Origin of the sequence: Paenibacillus aestuarii, from assembly GCF_027789125.1 — a bacterium.
Taxonomy (GTDB): Bacteria; Bacillota; Bacilli; order Paenibacillales; family NBRC-103111; genus Paenibacillus_E; species Paenibacillus_E aestuarii.
Map to the genome: position 1 here is coordinate 49,679 of NZ_JAQFVF010000079.1, position 18,799 is coordinate 68,477.

Annotated in this window: 19 protein-coding genes; 16 read left to right on the plus strand and 3 right to left on the minus strand. The window is 51.9% G+C overall.

What is annotated here, in order from left to right; translation table 11 throughout:
* Positions 1-26 precede the first annotated feature (26 nt).
* Genes thiD through O9139_RS26690 form a run of 6 tightly spaced genes read left to right on the plus strand, consistent with a single transcriptional unit; the run spans position 27 to position 6,282 of the window.
* Complete coding sequence (gene thiD / locus O9139_RS26665) at positions 27-866, plus strand: bifunctional hydroxymethylpyrimidine kinase/phosphomethylpyrimidine kinase (protein WP_270884790.1); 840 nt, start codon at positions 27-29, stop codon at positions 864-866.
* A gap of 14 nt (positions 867-880) precedes the next feature.
* The gene (thiE, locus tag O9139_RS26670; protein WP_377523510.1) at positions 881-1,570 is read left to right on the plus strand and encodes a thiamine phosphate synthase; all 690 of its coding nucleotides are present in this window, start codon (positions 881-883) and stop codon (positions 1,568-1,570) included.
* Positions 1,567-2,904, plus strand: coding sequence for a uracil-xanthine permease family protein (locus O9139_RS26675; RefSeq protein ID WP_377523494.1), 1,338 nt, complete (start codon positions 1,567-1,569; stop codon positions 2,902-2,904). The genes thiE and O9139_RS26675 overlap by 4 nt, the downstream gene beginning before the upstream one ends.
* A gap of 3 nt (positions 2,905-2,907) precedes the next feature.
* Positions 2,908-4,029, plus strand: a complete 1,122-nt coding sequence (locus tag O9139_RS26680) for a LuxE/PaaK family acyltransferase (protein WP_270884793.1) — start codon at positions 2,908-2,910, stop codon at positions 4,027-4,029.
* Positions 4,026-5,501 (plus strand): acyl-CoA reductase, encoded by a 1,476-nt coding sequence (locus tag O9139_RS26685; RefSeq protein WP_270884794.1) that lies wholly within the window; start codon positions 4,026-4,028, stop codon positions 5,499-5,501. The genes O9139_RS26680 and O9139_RS26685 overlap by 4 nt, the downstream gene beginning before the upstream one ends.
* 13 nt (positions 5,502-5,514) lie before the next feature.
* Positions 5,515-6,282: an SDR family oxidoreductase gene (locus O9139_RS26690; RefSeq protein WP_270884795.1), complete on the plus strand. Its 768-nt coding sequence runs from the start codon at positions 5,515-5,517 to the stop codon at positions 6,280-6,282.
* On the opposite strand, the gene O9139_RS26695 is transcribed toward O9139_RS26690, so the two are convergent.
* Positions 6,236-6,499 (minus strand): hypothetical protein, encoded by a 264-nt coding sequence (locus O9139_RS26695; RefSeq protein WP_270884796.1) that lies wholly within the window; start codon positions 6,497-6,499, stop codon positions 6,236-6,238. The genes O9139_RS26690 and O9139_RS26695 overlap by 47 nt on opposite strands.
* Positions 6,500-6,521: 22 nt before the next feature.
* Between O9139_RS26695 and O9139_RS26700 the strand changes: the two genes are divergently transcribed.
* On the plus strand, positions 6,522-6,662 hold the full coding sequence (locus tag O9139_RS26700; RefSeq protein WP_270884811.1) for a hypothetical protein: 141 nt from the start codon (positions 6,522-6,524) through the stop codon (positions 6,660-6,662).
* Between the two features lie 73 nt (positions 6,663-6,735).
* Here O9139_RS26700 and O9139_RS26705 read toward each other — a convergent pair whose 3' ends face one another.
* On the minus strand, positions 6,736-7,614 hold the full coding sequence (locus tag O9139_RS26705) for a LysR family transcriptional regulator (RefSeq protein WP_270884797.1): 879 nt from the start codon (positions 7,612-7,614) through the stop codon (positions 6,736-6,738).
* A gap of 177 nt (positions 7,615-7,791) precedes the next feature.
* Here O9139_RS26705 and zwf point away from each other — a divergent pair, with 177 nt between their 5' ends.
* The 5 genes from zwf to O9139_RS26730 all read left to right on the plus strand — a co-directional run bounded on the left by zwf (position 7,792) and on the right by O9139_RS26730 (position 14,712).
* Positions 7,792-9,366: a glucose-6-phosphate dehydrogenase gene (gene zwf, locus O9139_RS26710; protein ID WP_270884798.1), complete on the plus strand. Its 1,575-nt coding sequence runs from the start codon at positions 7,792-7,794 to the stop codon at positions 9,364-9,366.
* A 63-nt stretch (positions 9,367-9,429) separates the two neighbouring features.
* Positions 9,430-10,776, plus strand: coding sequence for a glucose-6-phosphate isomerase (locus tag O9139_RS26715; protein WP_270884799.1), 1,347 nt, complete (start codon positions 9,430-9,432; stop codon positions 10,774-10,776).
* Positions 10,777-10,790: 14 nt separating this feature from the next.
* Positions 10,791-12,209, plus strand: a complete 1,419-nt coding sequence (gene gndA, locus O9139_RS26720; protein WP_270884800.1) for an NADP-dependent phosphogluconate dehydrogenase — start codon at positions 10,791-10,793, stop codon at positions 12,207-12,209.
* Positions 12,210-12,514: 305 nt separating this feature from the next.
* On the plus strand, positions 12,515-13,282 hold the full coding sequence (locus tag O9139_RS26725) for a DMT family transporter (RefSeq protein ID WP_270884801.1): 768 nt from the start codon (positions 12,515-12,517) through the stop codon (positions 13,280-13,282).
* 353 nt (positions 13,283-13,635) lie between these two features.
* Positions 13,636-14,712, plus strand: a complete 1,077-nt coding sequence (locus tag O9139_RS26730; protein ID WP_270884812.1) for an NAD(P)H-dependent flavin oxidoreductase — start codon at positions 13,636-13,638, stop codon at positions 14,710-14,712.
* A 46-nt stretch (positions 14,713-14,758) separates the two neighbouring features.
* On the opposite strand, the gene O9139_RS26735 is transcribed toward O9139_RS26730, so the two are convergent.
* The gene (locus tag O9139_RS26735) at positions 14,759-15,727 is read right to left on the minus strand and encodes an oxidoreductase (protein ID WP_270884802.1); all 969 of its coding nucleotides are present in this window, start codon (positions 15,725-15,727) and stop codon (positions 14,759-14,761) included.
* A 185-nt stretch (positions 15,728-15,912) separates the two neighbouring features.
* Here O9139_RS26735 and O9139_RS26740 point away from each other — a divergent pair, with 185 nt between their 5' ends.
* The 4 genes from O9139_RS26740 to O9139_RS26755 all read left to right on the plus strand — a co-directional run bounded on the left by O9139_RS26740 (position 15,913) and on the right by O9139_RS26755 (position 18,303).
* Positions 15,913-16,584 (plus strand): TetR/AcrR family transcriptional regulator, encoded by a 672-nt coding sequence (locus tag O9139_RS26740; RefSeq protein ID WP_270884803.1) that lies wholly within the window; start codon positions 15,913-15,915, stop codon positions 16,582-16,584.
* A 403-nt stretch (positions 16,585-16,987) separates the two neighbouring features.
* Entirely contained in the window at positions 16,988-17,617 is a 630-nt protein-coding gene (locus O9139_RS26745; RefSeq protein ID WP_270884813.1) for an SDR family NAD(P)-dependent oxidoreductase, read from the plus strand.
* Positions 17,618-17,694: 77 nt separating this feature from the next.
* Positions 17,695-17,829: a hypothetical protein gene (locus O9139_RS26750; RefSeq protein WP_270884804.1), complete on the plus strand. Its 135-nt coding sequence runs from the start codon at positions 17,695-17,697 to the stop codon at positions 17,827-17,829.
* Between the two features lie 135 nt (positions 17,830-17,964).
* Positions 17,965-18,303 carry an isochorismatase family cysteine hydrolase gene (locus O9139_RS26755; RefSeq protein ID WP_270884805.1) on the plus strand — a complete coding sequence of 113 codons (339 nt, stop codon included), beginning with the start codon at positions 17,965-17,967 and terminating at the stop codon, positions 18,301-18,303.
* Positions 18,304-18,799: the final 496 nt, after the last annotated feature.

An 18,799-nucleotide genomic window follows, 5' to 3' on the forward strand; every position in this document is an offset into this window, starting at 1 on the left:
TTTATTACATAATGAGGTGATTCAATATGACAATAGCTAGAGCTTTAACGATAGCAGGGTCCGACAGCGGCGGTGGGGCCGGTATTCAGGCGGACTTGAAAACTTTTCAAGAGCTTCATGTGTTCGGCATGTCGGCCATTACGGCTGTGACAGCTCAAAATACGGTTGGCGTGCAGGGAATATACCCGCTTTCGGTAGAAGCCGTACTTCAACAAATCGATTCCATCGGTCTTGATTTAGGTACGGATGCCGTGAAGACGGGAATGCTATTCAGCCCGGAAATCATATATGGCGTCGCAGCGAAAATACGCGAGTATGCGTGGACTAACCTTGTCGTTGATCCCGTTATGATAGCCAAGGGCGGGTCCAAACTGCTGCAAGATGAAGCTGTAGCCGCCATGAAAAACGAGCTCTTTCCGCAAGCGTTGGTTGTGACACCGAATATGCCAGAGGCGGAAGTATTGACCGGCATGACAGTGCGCACGCTTGATGATCGTAAAGAGGCAGCCAAACGACTCGTTGATCTTGGGGTTAAGCACGTTGTCATGAAAGGCGGCCATGAGGAAGGAACGAGCCAAATAGTCGATCTCTTATATGACGGTTCCGCTTTCGTGGAGTTTCCCAGTCACAAAGTTCTGACCCGGCATACGCACGGTACAGGCTGCACGTTCGCTGCATCGATTACGGCCGAAGTGGCCAAAGGAAGCAGTGTCATCGATGCGGTGGCTATTGCGAAAAACTTCATTCACGCCGCAATTGAGGATTCGCTTGAACTTGGAGCAGGGCATGGGCCTACGAATCATTGGGCATATCGGCAGCGGCTGAATGCTTCGGCGGAGAGCCGAAAGAAAGGCAGGCTAGAGTAATGGAGAGAGTTTCAATGACGCGGGAAGCGCTGCGCGAGCACATGCAGCTGTATTTTATCATGGGCAGTGTTAACTGTAAGGAAGATCCCGTAGAGGTACTGCGTAAAGCGATCGCTGGAGGTATCACCTGTTTCCAGTACCGGGAGAAGGGCAAGGGCTCGCTTCAGGGTCATGCACGATACGAATTGGCGCAAAAGCTAAGACAATTGTGTATGGATGCCGGAATTCCTTTTATTGTAAACGATGATATAAATCTGGCGATTGAAGTTCAAGCAGATGGCATTCATGTTGGGCAGGAGGATGAGCCGGCATTTCGTGTGCGTGAGCGCATTGGCAGCTCGATGATACTGGGTGTATCAGCTTACAATCTGGAAGAAGCGGAACGGGCTGCACAGGAAGGAGCGGATTATTTGGGGATTGGGCCGATCTATCCGACGGGGACCAAGGAAGATGCCAAGTCTGCCTCTGGCACTGGCGTGATCCGGCTCATTCATCAGGCTGGATATGGATTGCCGATGGTTGGCATTGGAGGCATTCATCTCAGTAATGCGTGGGAGATTATCCAAGCTGGGGCAGACGGTGTATCGGTCATCTCCGCAATTAGCCATTCAGCCGATCCGCAAGCAGCCGCATCCGCGTTGTATACAGCTGTGCAGGAATCGTGCGCTGCTCAAAATGCCTTATCAGATAAAAGGGGGGTATGACCGTGAATACAGTTAACCAGATAGAGACTGAGCGGCCAATGAACATAAGTGATGTTACGGATGAGAAGCCACGAATAGTTACGAACCTTCTGCTTGGTTTACAACACGTCTTTGTATCCAATGTATGGCTCGATCCCTTGTTTATTGCTGCGATGATTGGTTTACCGCTGGCAGCATCATCCAATCTCGTCAATGCCATTTTTATCGCTGCCGGTGTCGTGACGCTTACCCAAGCGACGAGGCTTGCGAAGCTGCCGATTGTCCAAGGCCCTTCGGCTGCCTTCGATTCTCTTATGATTTCCGCAGGCAAAGCAAATAGCTTGGCAGCGGCGTCTGGAGGCATTCTGATTAGCGCAGCGATTGTGTTCATCATGTCGATTACCGGATTGATCGGCAAGCTGCAGCGTTGGTTTACTCCTGCGGTATCAGGAACAGTCATTTGCGTCGTAGGGGTGGCGCTGTCCCATTTTACGATGTACGAATTTTTGGGGGGAAGTCCCGGGACACCTAGTTTCTTATCGTCAACCACGTTATCGTTATCCATTCCGACAGCTTTAATCGTACTTGTGCTTTCCCATTTCGGCCGAGGGTGGATACGGCGCTACGCGTTTCTGATCGCCCTCTTGGCAGGAGATGTCATTGCGGCGATGCTCGGCATCATGGATACCTCCAGCTTGTCAAGCAAAAGCTGGTTGGGGTTTCCAGAATTTCTTCCCTACGGTGCTTTGACATTTAATGGAGGGATGACTGTCACTTTCCTGATCGCCTACCTCGTCGCTGTCATTGAAGCGATGGGCGTGTATCAGGCTGCTGCCGAAACGGCTCATATTCGTCTAGATGCCAAACGTATTCGTTTGGGTTTTGCAGGTGAAGCAGCGGGCTCGATGCTCTCAGCGTTCCTTGGCGGGTTTCCGACAACGGCCTATGCGCAAAATGTAGGTTTACTGCGTTTAACAGGCAGCGGCTCTCGCTACCCCGTAATTGCGGCGGGTATCCTGTTCCTCGTGCTAGGAGTCGTTCCTAAAGCTGGCGCCCTGCTTGCTCTTACACCAGAGGCTGTTGTCGGCGGTTTATTTTTGCCTGCTGCAGCGGGATTATTCATGTCAGGTATTTCGCTGCTTATGCGAATGGAGAAGACAGAAGCGAACTTTACGATCGTAGGGTTGTCTTTGCTCTTAGCCATCGCGCTGCCAGGCAATTTTACGGATATGCCAGGCGTTTGGGGAACGATTTTGTCGAATCAGATTTTAATCGGTGCATGTAGTGTCCTGTTGCTGCAGACGGTTTTATCCAGTCTGCCGAAATGGCTGCGAAAGAAGAAAGGTGCTGAATGATGGATGAGACTTGAATCCCAAGCGATCATCAACGATGTGAAAGCTTACATAGATCGTCACAGTGAAGTGGGTGAGGATTCCACAGCTTCAGAGCAGGAATTCGGCGAGTTAGCGCTAAAAATATTTAATTTCCAATGCGAATATAATGCGGCCTATCGCAATTATGCCAAATTGAAGCGAAAGCTGCCCCATCAGCTGGCTTCGTGGCGCGACATTCCACCGATGCCCATTCAAGCATTCAAGCGTTCACCGCTTTCGTGCGAACCGCCTGAACATGCGGCTGCTGTTTTCATGACGAGCGGAACGACCCATCCTGAACAGCGTGGCCGTCAATATCATCCGACGTTTGAAGTCTGGGATGCCTCCATGCGCACGGGATTTCGCCCTTTCGTTATGGGGGAGGTCGCCAAACTCAGGGTATTCTCGCTTTCGCCTGCTGAGGATATCTATACCGACTCCTCGCTTTCGCGTTATTTATCCCAAGCTATACGCCTATTCGGAACAAGCGGCTCGGAGAGTTACTTCCGGCACGACGGTTTAGCGGTCGAGCAGCTGTTAGCGGACTTGCGGGCTTGTGAAGAGGAGGCAGAACCGGTCTTGCTGCTCGGTGCTACTTTTGCTTACGTCCCGCTGTTAGACACTATGGAAAAATTAGGAATTCGCTTCCGCTTAGCACCTGGCAGCCGGATCCTTGATACCGGCGGATTTAAGGGGAAGTCGCGGGAAGTGTCCATGGACTGGCTTTACGAGAAGTTGGCGCAGTGTTTTGGAGTGCCACGCTCTCTTTGCGTAAATATGTACGGTATGACGGAGCTTTGCTCGCAATATTACGATACGACGATTCTCACAGGCGTATCTACGAGCATGAAGCGCGGACCGGCCTGGCTTCGTCCGCTTGTTCTCGACCCGACTACGCTATTGCCAGCTGCAGAGGGGACCGTCGGTGTGCTTGCTCATTTTGACCTGGCGAATTGGAATTCCTGTGTAGCGATTTTGACGGAAGATATCGGGGTCATGCGCGGTGGAAGCTTTGAGCTTATGGGGCGAATTGCCGGATCCGAAGCCAGAGGCTGTTCCCTGGCGGTCGAGCAGTTTATTCAATCCAATGGTCTGGCAACGTCATGAACGCAAACCAAGAGACAACGCGGATCGAGGCATTCTTTTTGCCTGCCGGTATGGATATCCAAACCACAACGTCAGCTCCGTTAATGACGCCCGAAGGTCCGGTGGAGCTGCTCATCCCCGTATTGAATGGGGAGAAGCTGAAGGCCATTATGGCTAACCTAAGCCGTAATCGCAGCGAGTATCTATTGACATTATCGACTTCTGATATTGTCGAGCGCATTGCTGCAGCCAGCGAAAAATGGCTTAACCCTTCATACCCGCAAAGGGTGCTCGCCGAACGGCTGCTGCCTGCTATAACGGGTTACGCTGCAGATTCGATTCGGTTGCAGCTGAAGCGCTACATGCGAACATTTCGGCGCAAAGAGCTGCTCCGCTTTATTTGTGAAGAATTAGATGACCCGCTCGTTTTGGATGAGTTTCGTCCGCGCAAGAGCGGAGGCTTTAGCAGAGCTTACGGTCCCAGGCTCTTGTTTCAAGTGTTTTCCGGCAACGTGCCGGGTGTCTCGCTTTGGAGCATGACGATGGGGCTGCTGCTTCGCTCCGCCCAGCTGGGAAAGACATCGATGGCGGAGCCGCTGATGGCCGTTTGGTTTGCACAATCGCTAGCAGAAGTTGACGCGAAGCTTGCGGACAGCATCGCCATTGTGCCTTGGAAAGGCGGCAGCGAGGAGCTCGAGCGTGAGGCGGTTCGCCAAGCGGACACTGTGACCGTATATGGCGGACGTCCTGCTGTCGAGAGCGTACGGGCTCATGTGCCCATTGAAAAAAGATTCGTAGCCTACGGGCCGAAGGCAAGCTTCGCCATGATCGGCAGAGAAGCGTTAACGCCGGATCGGATGAATGATACGATCGCGCGACTAACCGCAGACGTTACCCATTACGATCAGCAAAGCTGTATGTCGCCGCAATGCGTATATGTCGAAGATGGCGGCAGCATAGATGCCCAAAGCTTCGCCGCTTTGATCGCAGCCGAGCTCAGCCGTTTGCAGCTTCGCTGGCCGCGCGCCTCGCTTTCAGATGGTGAGGCTTACGCGATCCTGGATTTGCGGAACCGCTATTGGCTGGAAGAGGCGGCAGGGGAAGGCAGCGTGGTGTACGCTAGCGCAGAGGAAGCGCAATGGACGGTCGTTTACCACGATGAACCTTATTTTGAAGGTTCACCTCTAAACCGTACGCTTCATATTTATCGCTGCAGCCGGTTGGAGGACGTTATTCCCGTACTCGAGCCTGCAGGGCAATCGGGCCTTCTTCAGTCCTGCGGGGCAGCGATAGGGCCGCAGCGAATGTTCGCATTAGCCGAGGAACTCGGGAATATCGGCGTCAATCGCCTCTGTCATATCGGTTCGATGCTGCAAGCCAAGGCAGGCTGGCATCACGACGGGCGTTTCAATCTGATCGATTTATTACGTTTCACGGATATTGAACGCACGATGGAAGACGGATTGGAGTCATACGATCCTGACTTTGAATAAAGGAGACTTCTTCATGCTGCTAAAATCGAAAACGGCGCTCGTCACCGGCGCCAGTCGAGGAATTGGGGCTGAAATCGCAGCTGCCTTGGCCTCACATGGAGCCTCTATCGTTGTCGGCTTTCATAGCCGGAAGGATGCTGCTGAGCGTACGGTTGAGCGGATTCGTGAAGCGGGGGGGAGCGCTATTGCACACCAAGCAGATGTCCGTTCGATGGATGATGTTAGGGGCATGGTGGAAGAAACTGTAAATCGGTATGGAGCCCTAGATATTGTTGTCAACAACGCCCTAAGCCCTTACAGCTTTAATCCTGCTCAGCGCCGTACCGTCTGGGAACACGAATGGGAACATTACCAGGAACAATTGGATGGAAGTTTGCGTGGCGCTTTTCATGTATGCAAAGCGGCACTGCCTCATATGCAAAAGCAGGGGGCTGGCCGGATGATCAATGTGGTCACCAATTTGATCGATTTCCCGGTCGTCCCTTATCACGATTACACAACCGCCAAGAGTGCGCTGCTTGGCTTTACACGCAATATGGCGGCGGAGCTCGGTCGATTCAACATTACGGTCAACGCCCTTGCACCTGGCCTCACACAGGGAACGGATTCCTCACGGGAGACCAAAGAAGATGTGCGCCGTGACATCGTCAGGCTCACACCGCTGCAGCGGTTAGCCGTTCCGCAGGATATTGCCAATGCAGCTGTTCTGCTTGCATCCGATCTTTCGGGATTTATTACGGGTCAATGCCTGCGTGTCGATGGAGGGCTCGTGATGGGATAGGAGCGGCTCGATCTTCATAAAAGGCTAATACATGCTCTTCGCGCTGATTCATGGCTTCAATTAAACGATCGTACCAATCCGGGTAGCTGGTTTCGAGCTCCTTTAAGAAGATTTCCGTAAAATACACAATCAGCGAGATCGACTGCTCAAAGATTTGCTGAAATCGGGTTGTGAAGCTTTGATCGGATTCCAAGTTGCCGGAAGTCATCTCGTTCATGTACGCAATAAAACCATTTATGATGCCGATACCAGGGACAAAACGTCGGAAATATTTAGAAGAAAACGTTGGGGCCGTTGATACTCAACTTTCTTCAGAAGATTTAGCCCGCATGGATGCCGTTAGTCCTCAAGCTTTCGGCGGACGGTATCCGGGTATGTAAACGCGATGCTGCCAACAAAAAAACGAAAGCGTGAGCACAAAGCTCACCTTTCGTTTTTTTATTTCTATAACCATTACCGCACAAGATCGATAAACCGTTTAGCTGGAATGGACAAAGGCATATTGCGCATGGTCATGATGCCGACGCGGGAAGGAGGAAGCTTGACGTCAAGCTGAATTTCGAACAAGGAGCCCTCGTCCAGCTCTTTGGTCACGAATTGCCGCGTCACATACGAGATGCCTAGCCCTCGCTTGGCGAATTCGATGAGCAGATCGACGCTCCCGACTTCGATTTCCGGTTTTAGCTTGAGCCCATAGCTCTGGAATAATTCCGTGATCGTCATTCGCGCCCGGCTGTTACGCGAAAACAGAATGATCGGATGCTCCATCAGCTTCGCCAGCGACAGCGCCTCATGTTTCAGATGGGCATAACTTTCTCCCGCAACGAAACAATCCATCAGTTGAAACGTTTCGCGTACTTCCAATTGGCTATCCACGATCGGCATGCGAACGACGCCGAGGTCAATTTTGCCCTCTTTGAGGAACGTGATGATATCAGGCGTCGTCCCGTGATTCAAGCGAAGATTGATACCGGGATAGTTCTGATGAAAGCTTTCCAAAAAAGGCAGCAAATAATGCTTGAACAAAGAGTCGCTGCCGCCGATTCGCAGCTCGCCGTTTTCCAAATTTTTAAGCGCGGCCATTTTTTCTTCGGCCAGGTTGATCAGAATTTGCGCTTGTTCGATGAAAGAATACAAATAAGCGCCTTCCTGCGTCAGTTCAACGCCTTTGGAATTCCGGTAAAATAACGTGATGCCGAAATTGTCTTCCAGCTGTTTGACGGCATGGCTGACACTGGGCTGGGTCAAGTATAGCGCTTGGGCGGCCTGGCTGAAGCTTCCGGTTTTCGCTGCCCAATAAAACACCTTGTACAATTCATAATTGATTGACATAGACCTGGTATATAGCTCCTGTGAAATATATTAATTACTTATATGACCTTGAATCGTATTATAGTGGACTTAAGGATAAGAAACAAGATCTTACCGAGCGGGAGTTGTGTCGCTTCAAGTCGCTTTCTCGCGGATGAATAATAACTAGTTAGCTCTATAGGAAGGAGCATTGATAATATGGAACCAACAACATTTGTATTGTTTGGAGCGACGGGGGATTTGGCCAAACGCAAGATTTACCCGGCACTGTTTAATCTTTTCCTTGACGAGAAGCTGCCGTCTTCGTTCTCGCTGATCGGTCTTGGCCGGAGAGAATGGACAGACGCGTCGTTTCGGGCGAACGTCGAGCAATCGATTCGTGAATTTTCGAGACGTCAAGGCAAGGACCCTTCGTTCGTCAAACAATTCGTTGAAACTTTTAAATATAGCGTACTGGATATCGGTCGCCAAGAGGATTACGTCAAATTGAAGCATCTGATCGAGCAGCGGGAGGAGGAGCTTCACCTGCCGCCAAATCGCTTGTTCTACTTATCAGTCGGGCCGGAGCATTTCCAGCCGATCGCCGCGAACATTCAGGAAAGTGGACTCGGCTCGGCGAACGGCTGGAAACGGCTCGTCATCGAGAAGCCGTTTGGCCATGATTTACAATCGGCGCGCGTACTTAACGAGAAGCTCTCCCAGGCGTTTACGGAAAACGAAATTTTCCGCATCGACCACTACCTTGGCAAGCCGATGGTTCAAAAGCTCGAAGCGCTGCAGCAAAATAATCCGGTGATTCAGGGGCTTTGGAACAACCGGCATATCGCCAACGTGCAGATCACGGCCAACGAAACGGTAGGCGTCGAAGAAAGAGCGGGCTACTACGACCATGTCGGTGCGCTAAGGGATATGTTCCAAAATCACATGCTGCAACTGCTCATGATGACAGCCATCCAGCTCCCGCGCGAGAGTGGTTTTGACGAAGTGCAAGTGAAGAAGAAGCGGATCATGGAAGCGCTCGAGCCGCTGCTCAAGCAGGATGTCGCCGCAAGCGTCATTCGCGGGCAGTATGCCGCGGGAAGCGTGAAAGGCGAGCCCGTCCGTGGCTACGTGGATGAACCGGGTGTCGCAGCCGGGACGATGAACGATACGTTTATCGCCGCGAAATTACAGATCGACGATTATTTTTGGCGTGGGGTGCCGTTCTATATCCGCACCGGCAAGCGGATGAAAGAGAAGTCAACGCGAATCGTCATCGAATTCAAGGAGCAGTTTACGACGTCGTTGACGGAGAAAAAAGATCACGCCGAGGCGAATCTGCTCGTGATCGAGATGAGCCCGAACGAAAGCATCACGCTGCAATTGAACGCGAAGGATGGGAGCGGAACGGGCGCCGTGAAGCCGGTTCACATCGACATTCACCCGGCAGGTGAACAATTGCCGGAAGCTTACGAGAACTTAATCCGTGACGCCTTGGCCGGCGATTCCACCTTCTTCGCGCATTGGGACGAAGTTGAGCTTGCCTGGGCCTGGGCGCAGCCGATCCTGGAAGCCTTTGAAGAAAATCTCGTGCCGCTTCACTTGTATGAAGCCGGTACGTACGGGCCTTCCGAGTCCGATGAGCTGCTGGCCCAAGACGGCTTCCATTGGTGGTTCGACGCCAACAACGAACAAACAAACGCGTTGGTTTCCCAAGAGTATTCCTACCACAATTCTTGGAATACGTTGGTCTCTCTACAATCTACCCCAGACTCTTGGCGAAAGAGCTGTTGATATAAAACGAACTTACGCTAGTTGGTTAGGATTATCATTTGAATGATCTGGAGGATGAATTCTATGACTGTTAAATTTGATTATTCAAGCGCCTTGTCCTTCATGTCACAGCATGAAGTGGACTACGTCGCACCGTTCGTTGCCGCAGCGCACCATATGCTTCACGACAAAAAAGGCCCGGGTTCCGATTACCTCGGATGGGTGGACCTCCCGCTGAACTATGACAAGGATGAATTCGCGCGCATCAAGTCGGCCGCTGAGCGCATCCGCGCGAACTCTGACGCTTTGATTGTCATCGGTATCGGAGGGTCTTATCTGGGAGCGCGCTCGGCGATCGAGGCTTTATCCCATACGTTCCACAACCAGATGAGCGGGAATACGCAAATTTATTTTGCTGGCCAGAACATCAGTTCGACGTATTTGACGCACCTGCTCGAGCTGCTCGAAGGCAAGGATATCTCGCTTAACGTGATTTCCAAATCAGGCACGACGACGGAGCCGGCGATCGCTTTCCGCGTGCTGCGCGAATATATGGAGAACAAATATGGCAAAGAAGAAGCGCGCAAACGCATCTACGCAACGACGGATGCGTCCAAAGGCGCTTTAAAGAAGCTCGCTGATGAGGAAGGCTATGAAACGTTCGTCATTCCAGACGACGTCGGCGGCCGTTATTCCGTGCTGACGGCAGTCGGTTTGCTTCCGATTGCGACAGCCGGACTCGATATCGACCAGATGATGGCCGGAGCGGCGGCGGCAGCCGCCAAGTACAGCAATCCGGATCTCGCGGCCAACGAGAGCTACCAATACGCGGTCGTCCGCAACGCGCTATACCGCAAAGGCAAATCGATCGAGCTGCTCGCGAACTTCGAGCCTTCCTTGCACTACGTATCCGAGTGGTGGAAGCAGCTGTTCGGGGAAAGCGAAGGCAAAGATCAAAAGGGCTTGTACCCGGCTTCCGTCGATTTTTCGACCGACTTGCACTCGATGGGACAATACGTGCAAGAAGGCCGCCGCGATCTGATCGAAACCGTTCTTTCCGTTAAGAAGCCGCGCGTCGAGCTGACGATTCAAGAAGATGCGGGCAACTTGGACGGCTTGAACTTCCTCGCCGGCATGACGATGCACGAAGTGAACCGGAAGGCAGCGGAAGGCACACGGTTGGCGCACATCGACGGTGGCGTACCGAACTTGATCGTCGAGCTGGACGCTTTGAACGAATACACGTACGGCGAAATGGTGTATTTCTTCGAAAAGGCGTGTGGCATCAGCGGCTTATTGCTAGGCGTGAACCCTTTCGACCAACCGGGGGTAGAAGCGTACAAAGTCAACATGTTCGCGCTGCTTGGCAAACCGGGCTTCGAAGCGCAGCGGGAAGAGCTGGTCAAGCGTTTGGAAACAAAACAGAACTAAGGGGAGGCAGAATCATGAATAAACAACAAATCGGTGTCGTCGGGTTGGCCGTGATGGGCAAAAACTTGGCGCTGAATATTGAAAGTAAAGGATTTTCGGTTTCTGTCTACAACCGTTCGCCGGAAAAGACGAACGAACTGCTGGAAGAAGCAAAAGGCAAAAACTTCGTCGGCACGTACAGCGTGGAAGAATTCGTCCAATCGCTCGAAACGCCGCGCAAAATATTGATCATGGTCAAGGCGGGGCAGCCGACGGACGATACGATTAATCAGCTCGTGCCATACCTCAGCAAAGGGGATATTTTGATCGACGGCGGCAACGCCTTCTTCCCTGACACGCAAAGACGGAACAAAGACCTGCAAGCCCAAGGCTTCCGCTTTATCGGGGCTGGCGTATCAGGCGGCGAAGAGGGCGCGCTCAAAGGGCCGGCGATTATGCCAGGGGGGCAGCAGGACGCCTACGAGCTGGTCGAGCCGATCTTGACAGCCATTTCGGCCAAAGTAAACGGCGACCCGTGCTCGACGTACATCGGCGGAGACGGCGCAGGCCACTATGTCAAAATGGTGCACAACGGCATCGAATACGGCGACATGCAGCTGATCGGCGAAGCGTACCATTTGCTCAAGGATGTCCTTGGCGTTAGCACCGACGAGCTGCACGCCATTTTCACGGAATGGAATCAAGGTGAGCTGGACAGCTACTTGATCGAAATCACGGCCGACATCTTCGCGAAGAAAGATCCGGAAACGGGTAAACCGATGGTCGATGTCATCCTCGACGCAGCCGGCCAAAAAGGTACAGGCAAATGGACGAGCCAAAGCGCGCTGGATCTCGGCTTACCGCTGTCCATTATCACCGAATCCGTGTTCGCCCGGTTCATTTCCGCGATGAAGGAGGAGCGCGTCGCCGCCAGCAAAAAGCTGAACGGACCGAAACCAACGGCTTTCGAAGGCGATCGCCAAGCGTTCATCGAAGCGGTTCGCCAAGCGTTATTCGCGAGCAAAATCGCTTCGTATGCGCAGGGCTTTGCGCAAATGCGTGCGGCGTCTGATGAATACGGCTGGAATCTGAACTACGGCAGCATCGCGATGATTTTCCGCGGCGGCTGCATTATCCGAGCAGGCTTCCTGCAAAATATTAAGGACGCGTACGACCGCGATCCGGAACTGAAAAACTTGTTCCTGGACGATTACTTCGGCGCCATTATCGAGAAGTACCAAGCGGCTTGGCGCAAAGTCGTCGCGACCGCTGTCACAAGCGGTATCCCGGTTCCGGCTTTCGCTTCCGCGCTGGCCTACTATGACAGCTACCGCGCGGAAAAGCTGCCGGCGAACTTGCTGCAAGCGCAGCGTGACTACTTCGGAGCGCATACGTTCCAGCGTGTCGACCGCGAAGGCACGTTTCACTTCCAATGGATGGGCAGCGAACAGTAAGATGACAAGAGAGGTTTCCCCAGGTTGCCAGACAGCCTGAGGCGGGCCTCTCTTTTTTTCAGCAATATGCGTTAAAAAGTGAGCAATACGACGCAGTTTGGAGAACCGATATCTATGATATAGTTAATAGCGTTAAATGCTATGTTTTTAGAAAAGGATACGATTATTTTGAACGACAAAAAATGGGTTACCGATGTGAAATTCGTAGCAATTATTGCTGCCATTTGCTGTTTATTGTGGGGGAGCTCTTATCCAGCCATCAAAATCGGGTTTCTGTTATTTGATATTTCGCCGGAATGGTGTTATTGCTTGTTGCCAGAGCATTTGGAATTAAGATTTTTTCTTTATCATGGAAAGACTTTGGACAAGTAAGCCTCCTCGGTGTGATCCAGACAACCGTACATTATGCGATCTTTTACATTGGCGTATCCAATACATCGGGCACGAAAGGTTCTATTATGAATGCCACGACGGCATTTTTCGGCGTAGTGCTCGCTCATTTTATTTACAGAAACGATAAGCTAAGCCCGAGAAAAGCCATAGGCAGTATACTTGGTTTTATAGGTGTCGTTATCGTTAATTTCAATGCAGATATACTTAACTTTAGCTTCAATGTTAGGGGTGAAGGTTTTGTGATCATTGCGGCTTTCATTTTTTCTGCTATGGGTATCTATGCCAAAAAGCTGACAAAAACGCAGGATGTCGTTCTGATCACGAGTTACGGTCTTTTAATCGGTGGAGTTTTGCTAACGCTACTTGGCATGGCTTTGGGAGGTAAGGCCGACCATTTCACATGGGAGTCTTCATCCCTGCTTCTCTATCTAGCACTATCATCCTCGGGATCGTTCTATCTTTGGAATTGGCTGCTGAAATATAACAAGGTCGGACGCGTATCGGTCTATAATTTCCTGGTTCCCGTCTTTGGCACCGCATTATCATCTATTTTCTTAGGCGAGCAGGTGTTGGAGCTGAAGAATCTCCTTGCCCTTGTCCTTGTTTCTTTTGGGATCTGGATGGTGAATAAAGAAGACACAGCTCTTACAAGACTAAGTCAACGGAGTATGAGTCGTTGAATACATGATCTATGTAATGGACTTAACCGGAATGCCTTCAAAGGTACTCCGGTTTTTTGTTTGTAACTGTTCGTTATTACGTTCGGGACGAGCTGCTCAAAGTCGTTAGTTCAATAGCATAAGGCACAGTTCCTCAAGTCAAGTAACGGAGGGAATCTGTACCTTTTTGTTACTATTGTTAGGCCGCGGAATACGTTGACACGATTTTTACTAAAAGGTAAAATGAAATATATCTATCTTCTAGTAGATAGAAGTGTTAGCATGCTTAAAACTTCGCGCAAAGGCGCATCCTACCATTTATGCGAAGTTCTGAAGTGAACGGATGAACCTCATTGAAGTTAGGACTGGTGAACATGACACTTAAACTGGCAACGGATCTTTGCCAAATGTTTGGTATTCGTTACCCGATCTTTTTGGCTGGGATGGCAGGAGGGCCGGGTACGGCAGGCTTGGCTGCGGCTGTATCCAATGCCGGCGGGCTAGGGACGCTGGGAGCCGCTTATATGGATCCGGAGACGATCCACCGTGCGATTCGGGAGATTCGCGAGCTGACAAACGCCCCTTTCGGCGTGAATTTATTTGCGATCCGGGCTGAAGACGATAATACGCGAATCGAAGAAGCGCAGCGGCAGCTCAATGTTATGAGAGATAACGTGGGCTTGCCGCATGTGAAGGCTGAAGCTTTGCACACGCCTGACTATTTCGAGCAGCAATTCGCTGTCGTGCTGGAAGAACACGTCCCCGTGATCAGCACAGCATTCGGCGTTCTTCCGGCGAAGATGATGGAGCAGGCCAAAGCAGCCGGTATGCGAATTGTCACAATGGTGACTACAGTGGAAGAGGCGATCCTCGCCGAGCAGGCGGGAAGTGACGCGATTGTGGCACAGGGCACCGAAGCTGGCGGGCACCGCGGGACTTTTGATATTGCCAATCGCCCGATGGGTGCGAATATTGGCACGATGGCTCTAGTTCCGCAAATCGTCGACCAGGTGCGGATCCCTGTCGTCGCGGCTGGCGGGATTATGGATGGCCGCGGTCTTGTCGCCGCGCTTGCCCTTGGCGCGCAGGGAGTTCAGATGGGAACGCGCTTCCTGACGGCCCAAGAATCCGGAGCTGCTCCAGCGTATCAGCGCAAACTGCTCGCTAGCAACGAGGAAAGTACGGTCATTACCAACGTGTTTTCAGGCCGTCCTGCTCGAGGCGTCGCCAATGCATTCATCAAGCTCTGGGATAAGAGCGGGCTAGAGCCACTGCCATTCCCTACGCAAAATACAGCAACAAGAGATATTCGAAATGCCTCTGCGAAAAATAGTAATCCGGAATATATGTCTTTGTGGGCCGGACAAGGTTTACTCATGCTGACGGCCGGTCAAACGGCAGCGTCCATCGTTCAGGAAGTGGTGGATCAAGCGCAAAAGATTCTCCATTAAATCAAAGGCCGGCCCGTACCAAACAGGGGCGGTCTTTTTAAATTCATTAACTTTCAAACCTCACGCCGGTCAAATCCTCGCTCATCATCCACAAGCGCTCCGCCAAACCCGGATCAACGGCCCAAGGAAGCACCCCGGTATACTGCTGCCCCATATCCCCTAGTTTGAAGTCCGACACGAATTCAGCAATGTCGCAGTCCATACAGTAAACGCCGCCTTTCCCTGCTAGCTGCGGGCTTGTGGCACACCATACACTTGTCGCGGCTCCTTGCTCCGTGGTTTTGTACACCCCGCCCACCGCACGCTCTTGGTCGGATAAAAAACGGGCCAGCTCCGTCTCGATTCGGCCGGGATGGACAGAGAACGCACGCACTCCGTGTGCATGCCCGCGCTTGTCGAGCCCGACTGCAAACAACGCGTTTGCGGATTTGGATTGGCCGTAGGCTTTCCACTTCTCGTATTCGCGTTGTTCAAAGTTCGGGTCTTCGAAGTCGACACCGCTGAAGCGGATCCCTGCCGAGGATAGCGATACGACCCGGGCATCACCTGCTTGCTTCAGCGCCGGCCATAGGCGCAGCGTCAATTGGAAGTGGCCCAAGTGATTCGTCGCGAACTGCGATTCATAGCCGCGGGCATCGCGAACGAGCGGTGGCGCCATAATGCCTGCGTTGGCGATCAAGATGTGCAGTGGTCTGCCTGTCGCCAGGAAGCGCTGCGCGAACGCGTCGATCGAAGCCGGGTCCATAAGATCGAGTGCGTCAACCTCTACGCCAGCAATTCCGGCAAGAGCGGAACGAGCCTGCTCCGGAGAACGGGCGGCAACGAGGACCGTTGCGCCTGCCGCTGACAGCGCACGTGTCGTTTTGAGTCCAATACCGGAATGGCCGCCGGTGACAATCGCGATTTGGCCTCTAAGGTCCATCCCGGCAAGCACTTCCCGTGCGGTTGATAGCGCGCCGAAGCCCGACGAGATCGGAGCTTGCGGTGTAGGTTCGTAACTGCTGCTAGTGTACATAACGAATTCCTCCTCATGTCTTCTTCAGATGTCCGCCAAACTTATCAGCCAGGCGATGATCACATGTTAGCATACGAGAAATATAAAGTAAACAAAAAGTATATAAAATGTATATTTAGTATTAGTTGTGTATACAATCTAAATTGTATTGTATAATAAACAAATCGTAACAAGGAGGAATGGAAATGGACATCCCCGCGGACATGAAGCAGCAAGAGGCCCGAATGAAGCTTTTAAAAAAATTGATTGCTCCCGTCAGCAAAGACGGTTTTCAGCATCTAAGGATGGACGACATCGCCAAACTAATGGATGTCAGCCGAGCGACGATGTACAAACATTTTTCCTCTAAAGAAGATGTGATGGACGGAATCGTGCGCATGATTGGCGATTATATAGAGAGATTGGAAACCCGCAACGACAGCGAAGATGAAACGGTTTTCGGCGGATGGTTTCAGCAGCTGTTCGAGCAGTCGGTGTCACTTGTCGAATATATAACCGAAGTGTTTATGGAAGATTTGCAAGCGGCCTACCCCGACCTGTACAGCATGCTTAAGGGCGTATTGCACAAACGGGACCAACAATCGCTGCGGTTTTATCAGCTGGGGAAAGAGAAGGGTATCTTCAACCCGATTAACGAAACGTTTATTTTGCTGCAGGACGAACTATTGCTGCGTGAAATTATGAGTGTCAAATATTTGCTCTACCATCACACGACAATTAGGGATGTTCTGCACGATTATTATCAATTCAAAAAAATGCAGCTGTTTAAAGCCGACAAACGATCGCTTGTTGACGATGCGCAGATCGAGCCTGTTATAGACCGGTTAGTAGAAAAGTTCAATCGAGTGTTTGTGTGAAAATAGGGAAAAAGCGTTCACTTCGTTCAGTGAACGCTTTTTTACGCTTATTATCGTACATTGCCGACCATCCGGAGCAGAAGCGGGATCCCGATTGAAAATATCGGAAAACCGATGTTTCGCAAAAAGCCGGGGAACTCCACGTGGGATATGTCAACTGCATACAACTGCATTAATTTTTTTATTATCATCCGCGTAGGTTGGGAAATTATGCAAAACGGGAATGGCACATAGTTTGGGACAAAAATGATAATCATCATGGAGATGTATATATGGATATGAAAGTGAAAGGGAGCAAGCGCATTGGGAAAACTTACTGGAAAAGTGGCGCTCATTACGGGAGGCAACAGCGGGATCGGCGGCCACCGCTAAATTATTTGTTGAAGAAGGCGCTAAGATCGTTATTACAGGCCGGAATCAGGAGACGCTCAGCTTGGCGATTGAGGAGCTTGGCGGCAGCGCGAATGCCCATGCCGTGCAGGCGGAAGCTGCTGATCCTGCCAGCCTGGAACGTGCAGTAGCCGAAGGGGTCAACAAGTTTGGCCGCCTTGATATCGTATTTGCCAATGCCGGCATAGCCTACGCCACACCGTTGGGCAGTACAGAGCTTGCGGTCTTTGAAGAAGTGCTACGCGTGAACGTCACCGGCGTATTCTTCAGCGTGCAAGCCGCCCTGCCTCACCTGAAGGAAGGCGCTTCGGTGATTTTGACAGGTTCTACGCGCGCCACTGACGGTTATCCGACCAGATCGGCCTACGCGGCGAGTAAAGGCGCCATCAGCAGTATGGCCAGAGTGTTCGTGTCTGAGTTATCGCCCAAGGGCATCCGTGTGAACGTACTCGTTCCGGGCACAACCCGTACACCGATCTGGAAGCGGTCAACGGCGGAAGAAGTCGCCATGGAGGCGGCTAACGCGCGGGCGATTCCTATGCAGCGGATGGGCGATCCGGAGGAGCTTGCCAAGGTGGCGCTGTTCCTGGCTTCGGACGATGCTTCCTATGTGCAGGGGGCTGAAATCGTCGTCGATGGGTGAGCAGCAGCCTCTCCGTTGGGCGCACCGATTTATCACCAATCTTAGGGCTGTACACGGGCGGAAGGGGAGGCAGGCAATTGGCAGCAGCATATGACAAATCTATGACAGGCGTTCTTTTGAACGATCCGTATAATGATTTCTTGGCGTGGAAGGCAAGCTTTACCCGCGTGCGCAAGAAGTGTTGGCGTCTGTCCATACCATCGAACACATAAAAGCAATCGTCGAGAAGGCGCGAAAGTGCGGCATCCGCATCTTTTATGTTCCTCATCACAGAGCCGAACCGGGTGATTATGACACATGGTTGTATGCGAATCCGAATCAGGTAAGATCCCAAAAATCCCAACCATTTGCGGACTTGGGGTGGGGAATTTCATCCGGATTTACAACCCCAAGACGGGGCTGTGATGGTCAAAGAACATTGGGGCAGCAGCGGATTCGCCAACACCGACCTGGATTTCCTGCTTCGCATGCATGGCATACACAAGGTTATCATCATCGGGATGATCGCCAATACATGTCTCGAAGCGACAGCGCGATTCGGCTCGGAGCTCGGTTATCACGTGACATTGGTCAAGGACGCCACAGCTGCATTCAGCCAAGAGGCGATGCACGCGGCGCATGAAATTAACGGCCCCACTTTTGACCATGCTATCGTTACGACGGATGAGCTTATAAGTGCACTGTAGGTACGAATCGTAAGGACCTTGCCGCAGCGAATGCGGTTTTTTTCTGCGTCTTTGTTCATAAGTAATTGATTCTTTAGCCAGCTCGCTGCAGTCCGAAAATGCCCAATTGCAGCGACCCCGCACGTGCTCAAGCGGGCTGTAGTCCGAATTTTCCGGACTACAGCCCGTTTTTCACCCTCTAGCCAGCGAAACTGCCGCTGCAATTGGGTGAAATCGGATTGCAGAGCGTGCCAGCGCTTCGAGCCCCTCTGCAATTGGGCAAAACCGGACTGCGCTTTGTGGCTGGGCGCCGAAGTGCATGCGGGGCTGCCTGAGGCAGGCCGCCCACTCGGCCGCCAGCTCGTTGCAGTCCGAAAATGCCCAATTGCAGCGACCCCGCACGCGCTCAAGCGGGCTGTAGCCCGAATTTTCCGGACTACAGCCCGTTTTTCACCCTCTAGCCAGCGAAACTGCCGCTGCAATTGGGTGAAATCGGATTGCAGCGCGTGCCAGCGCT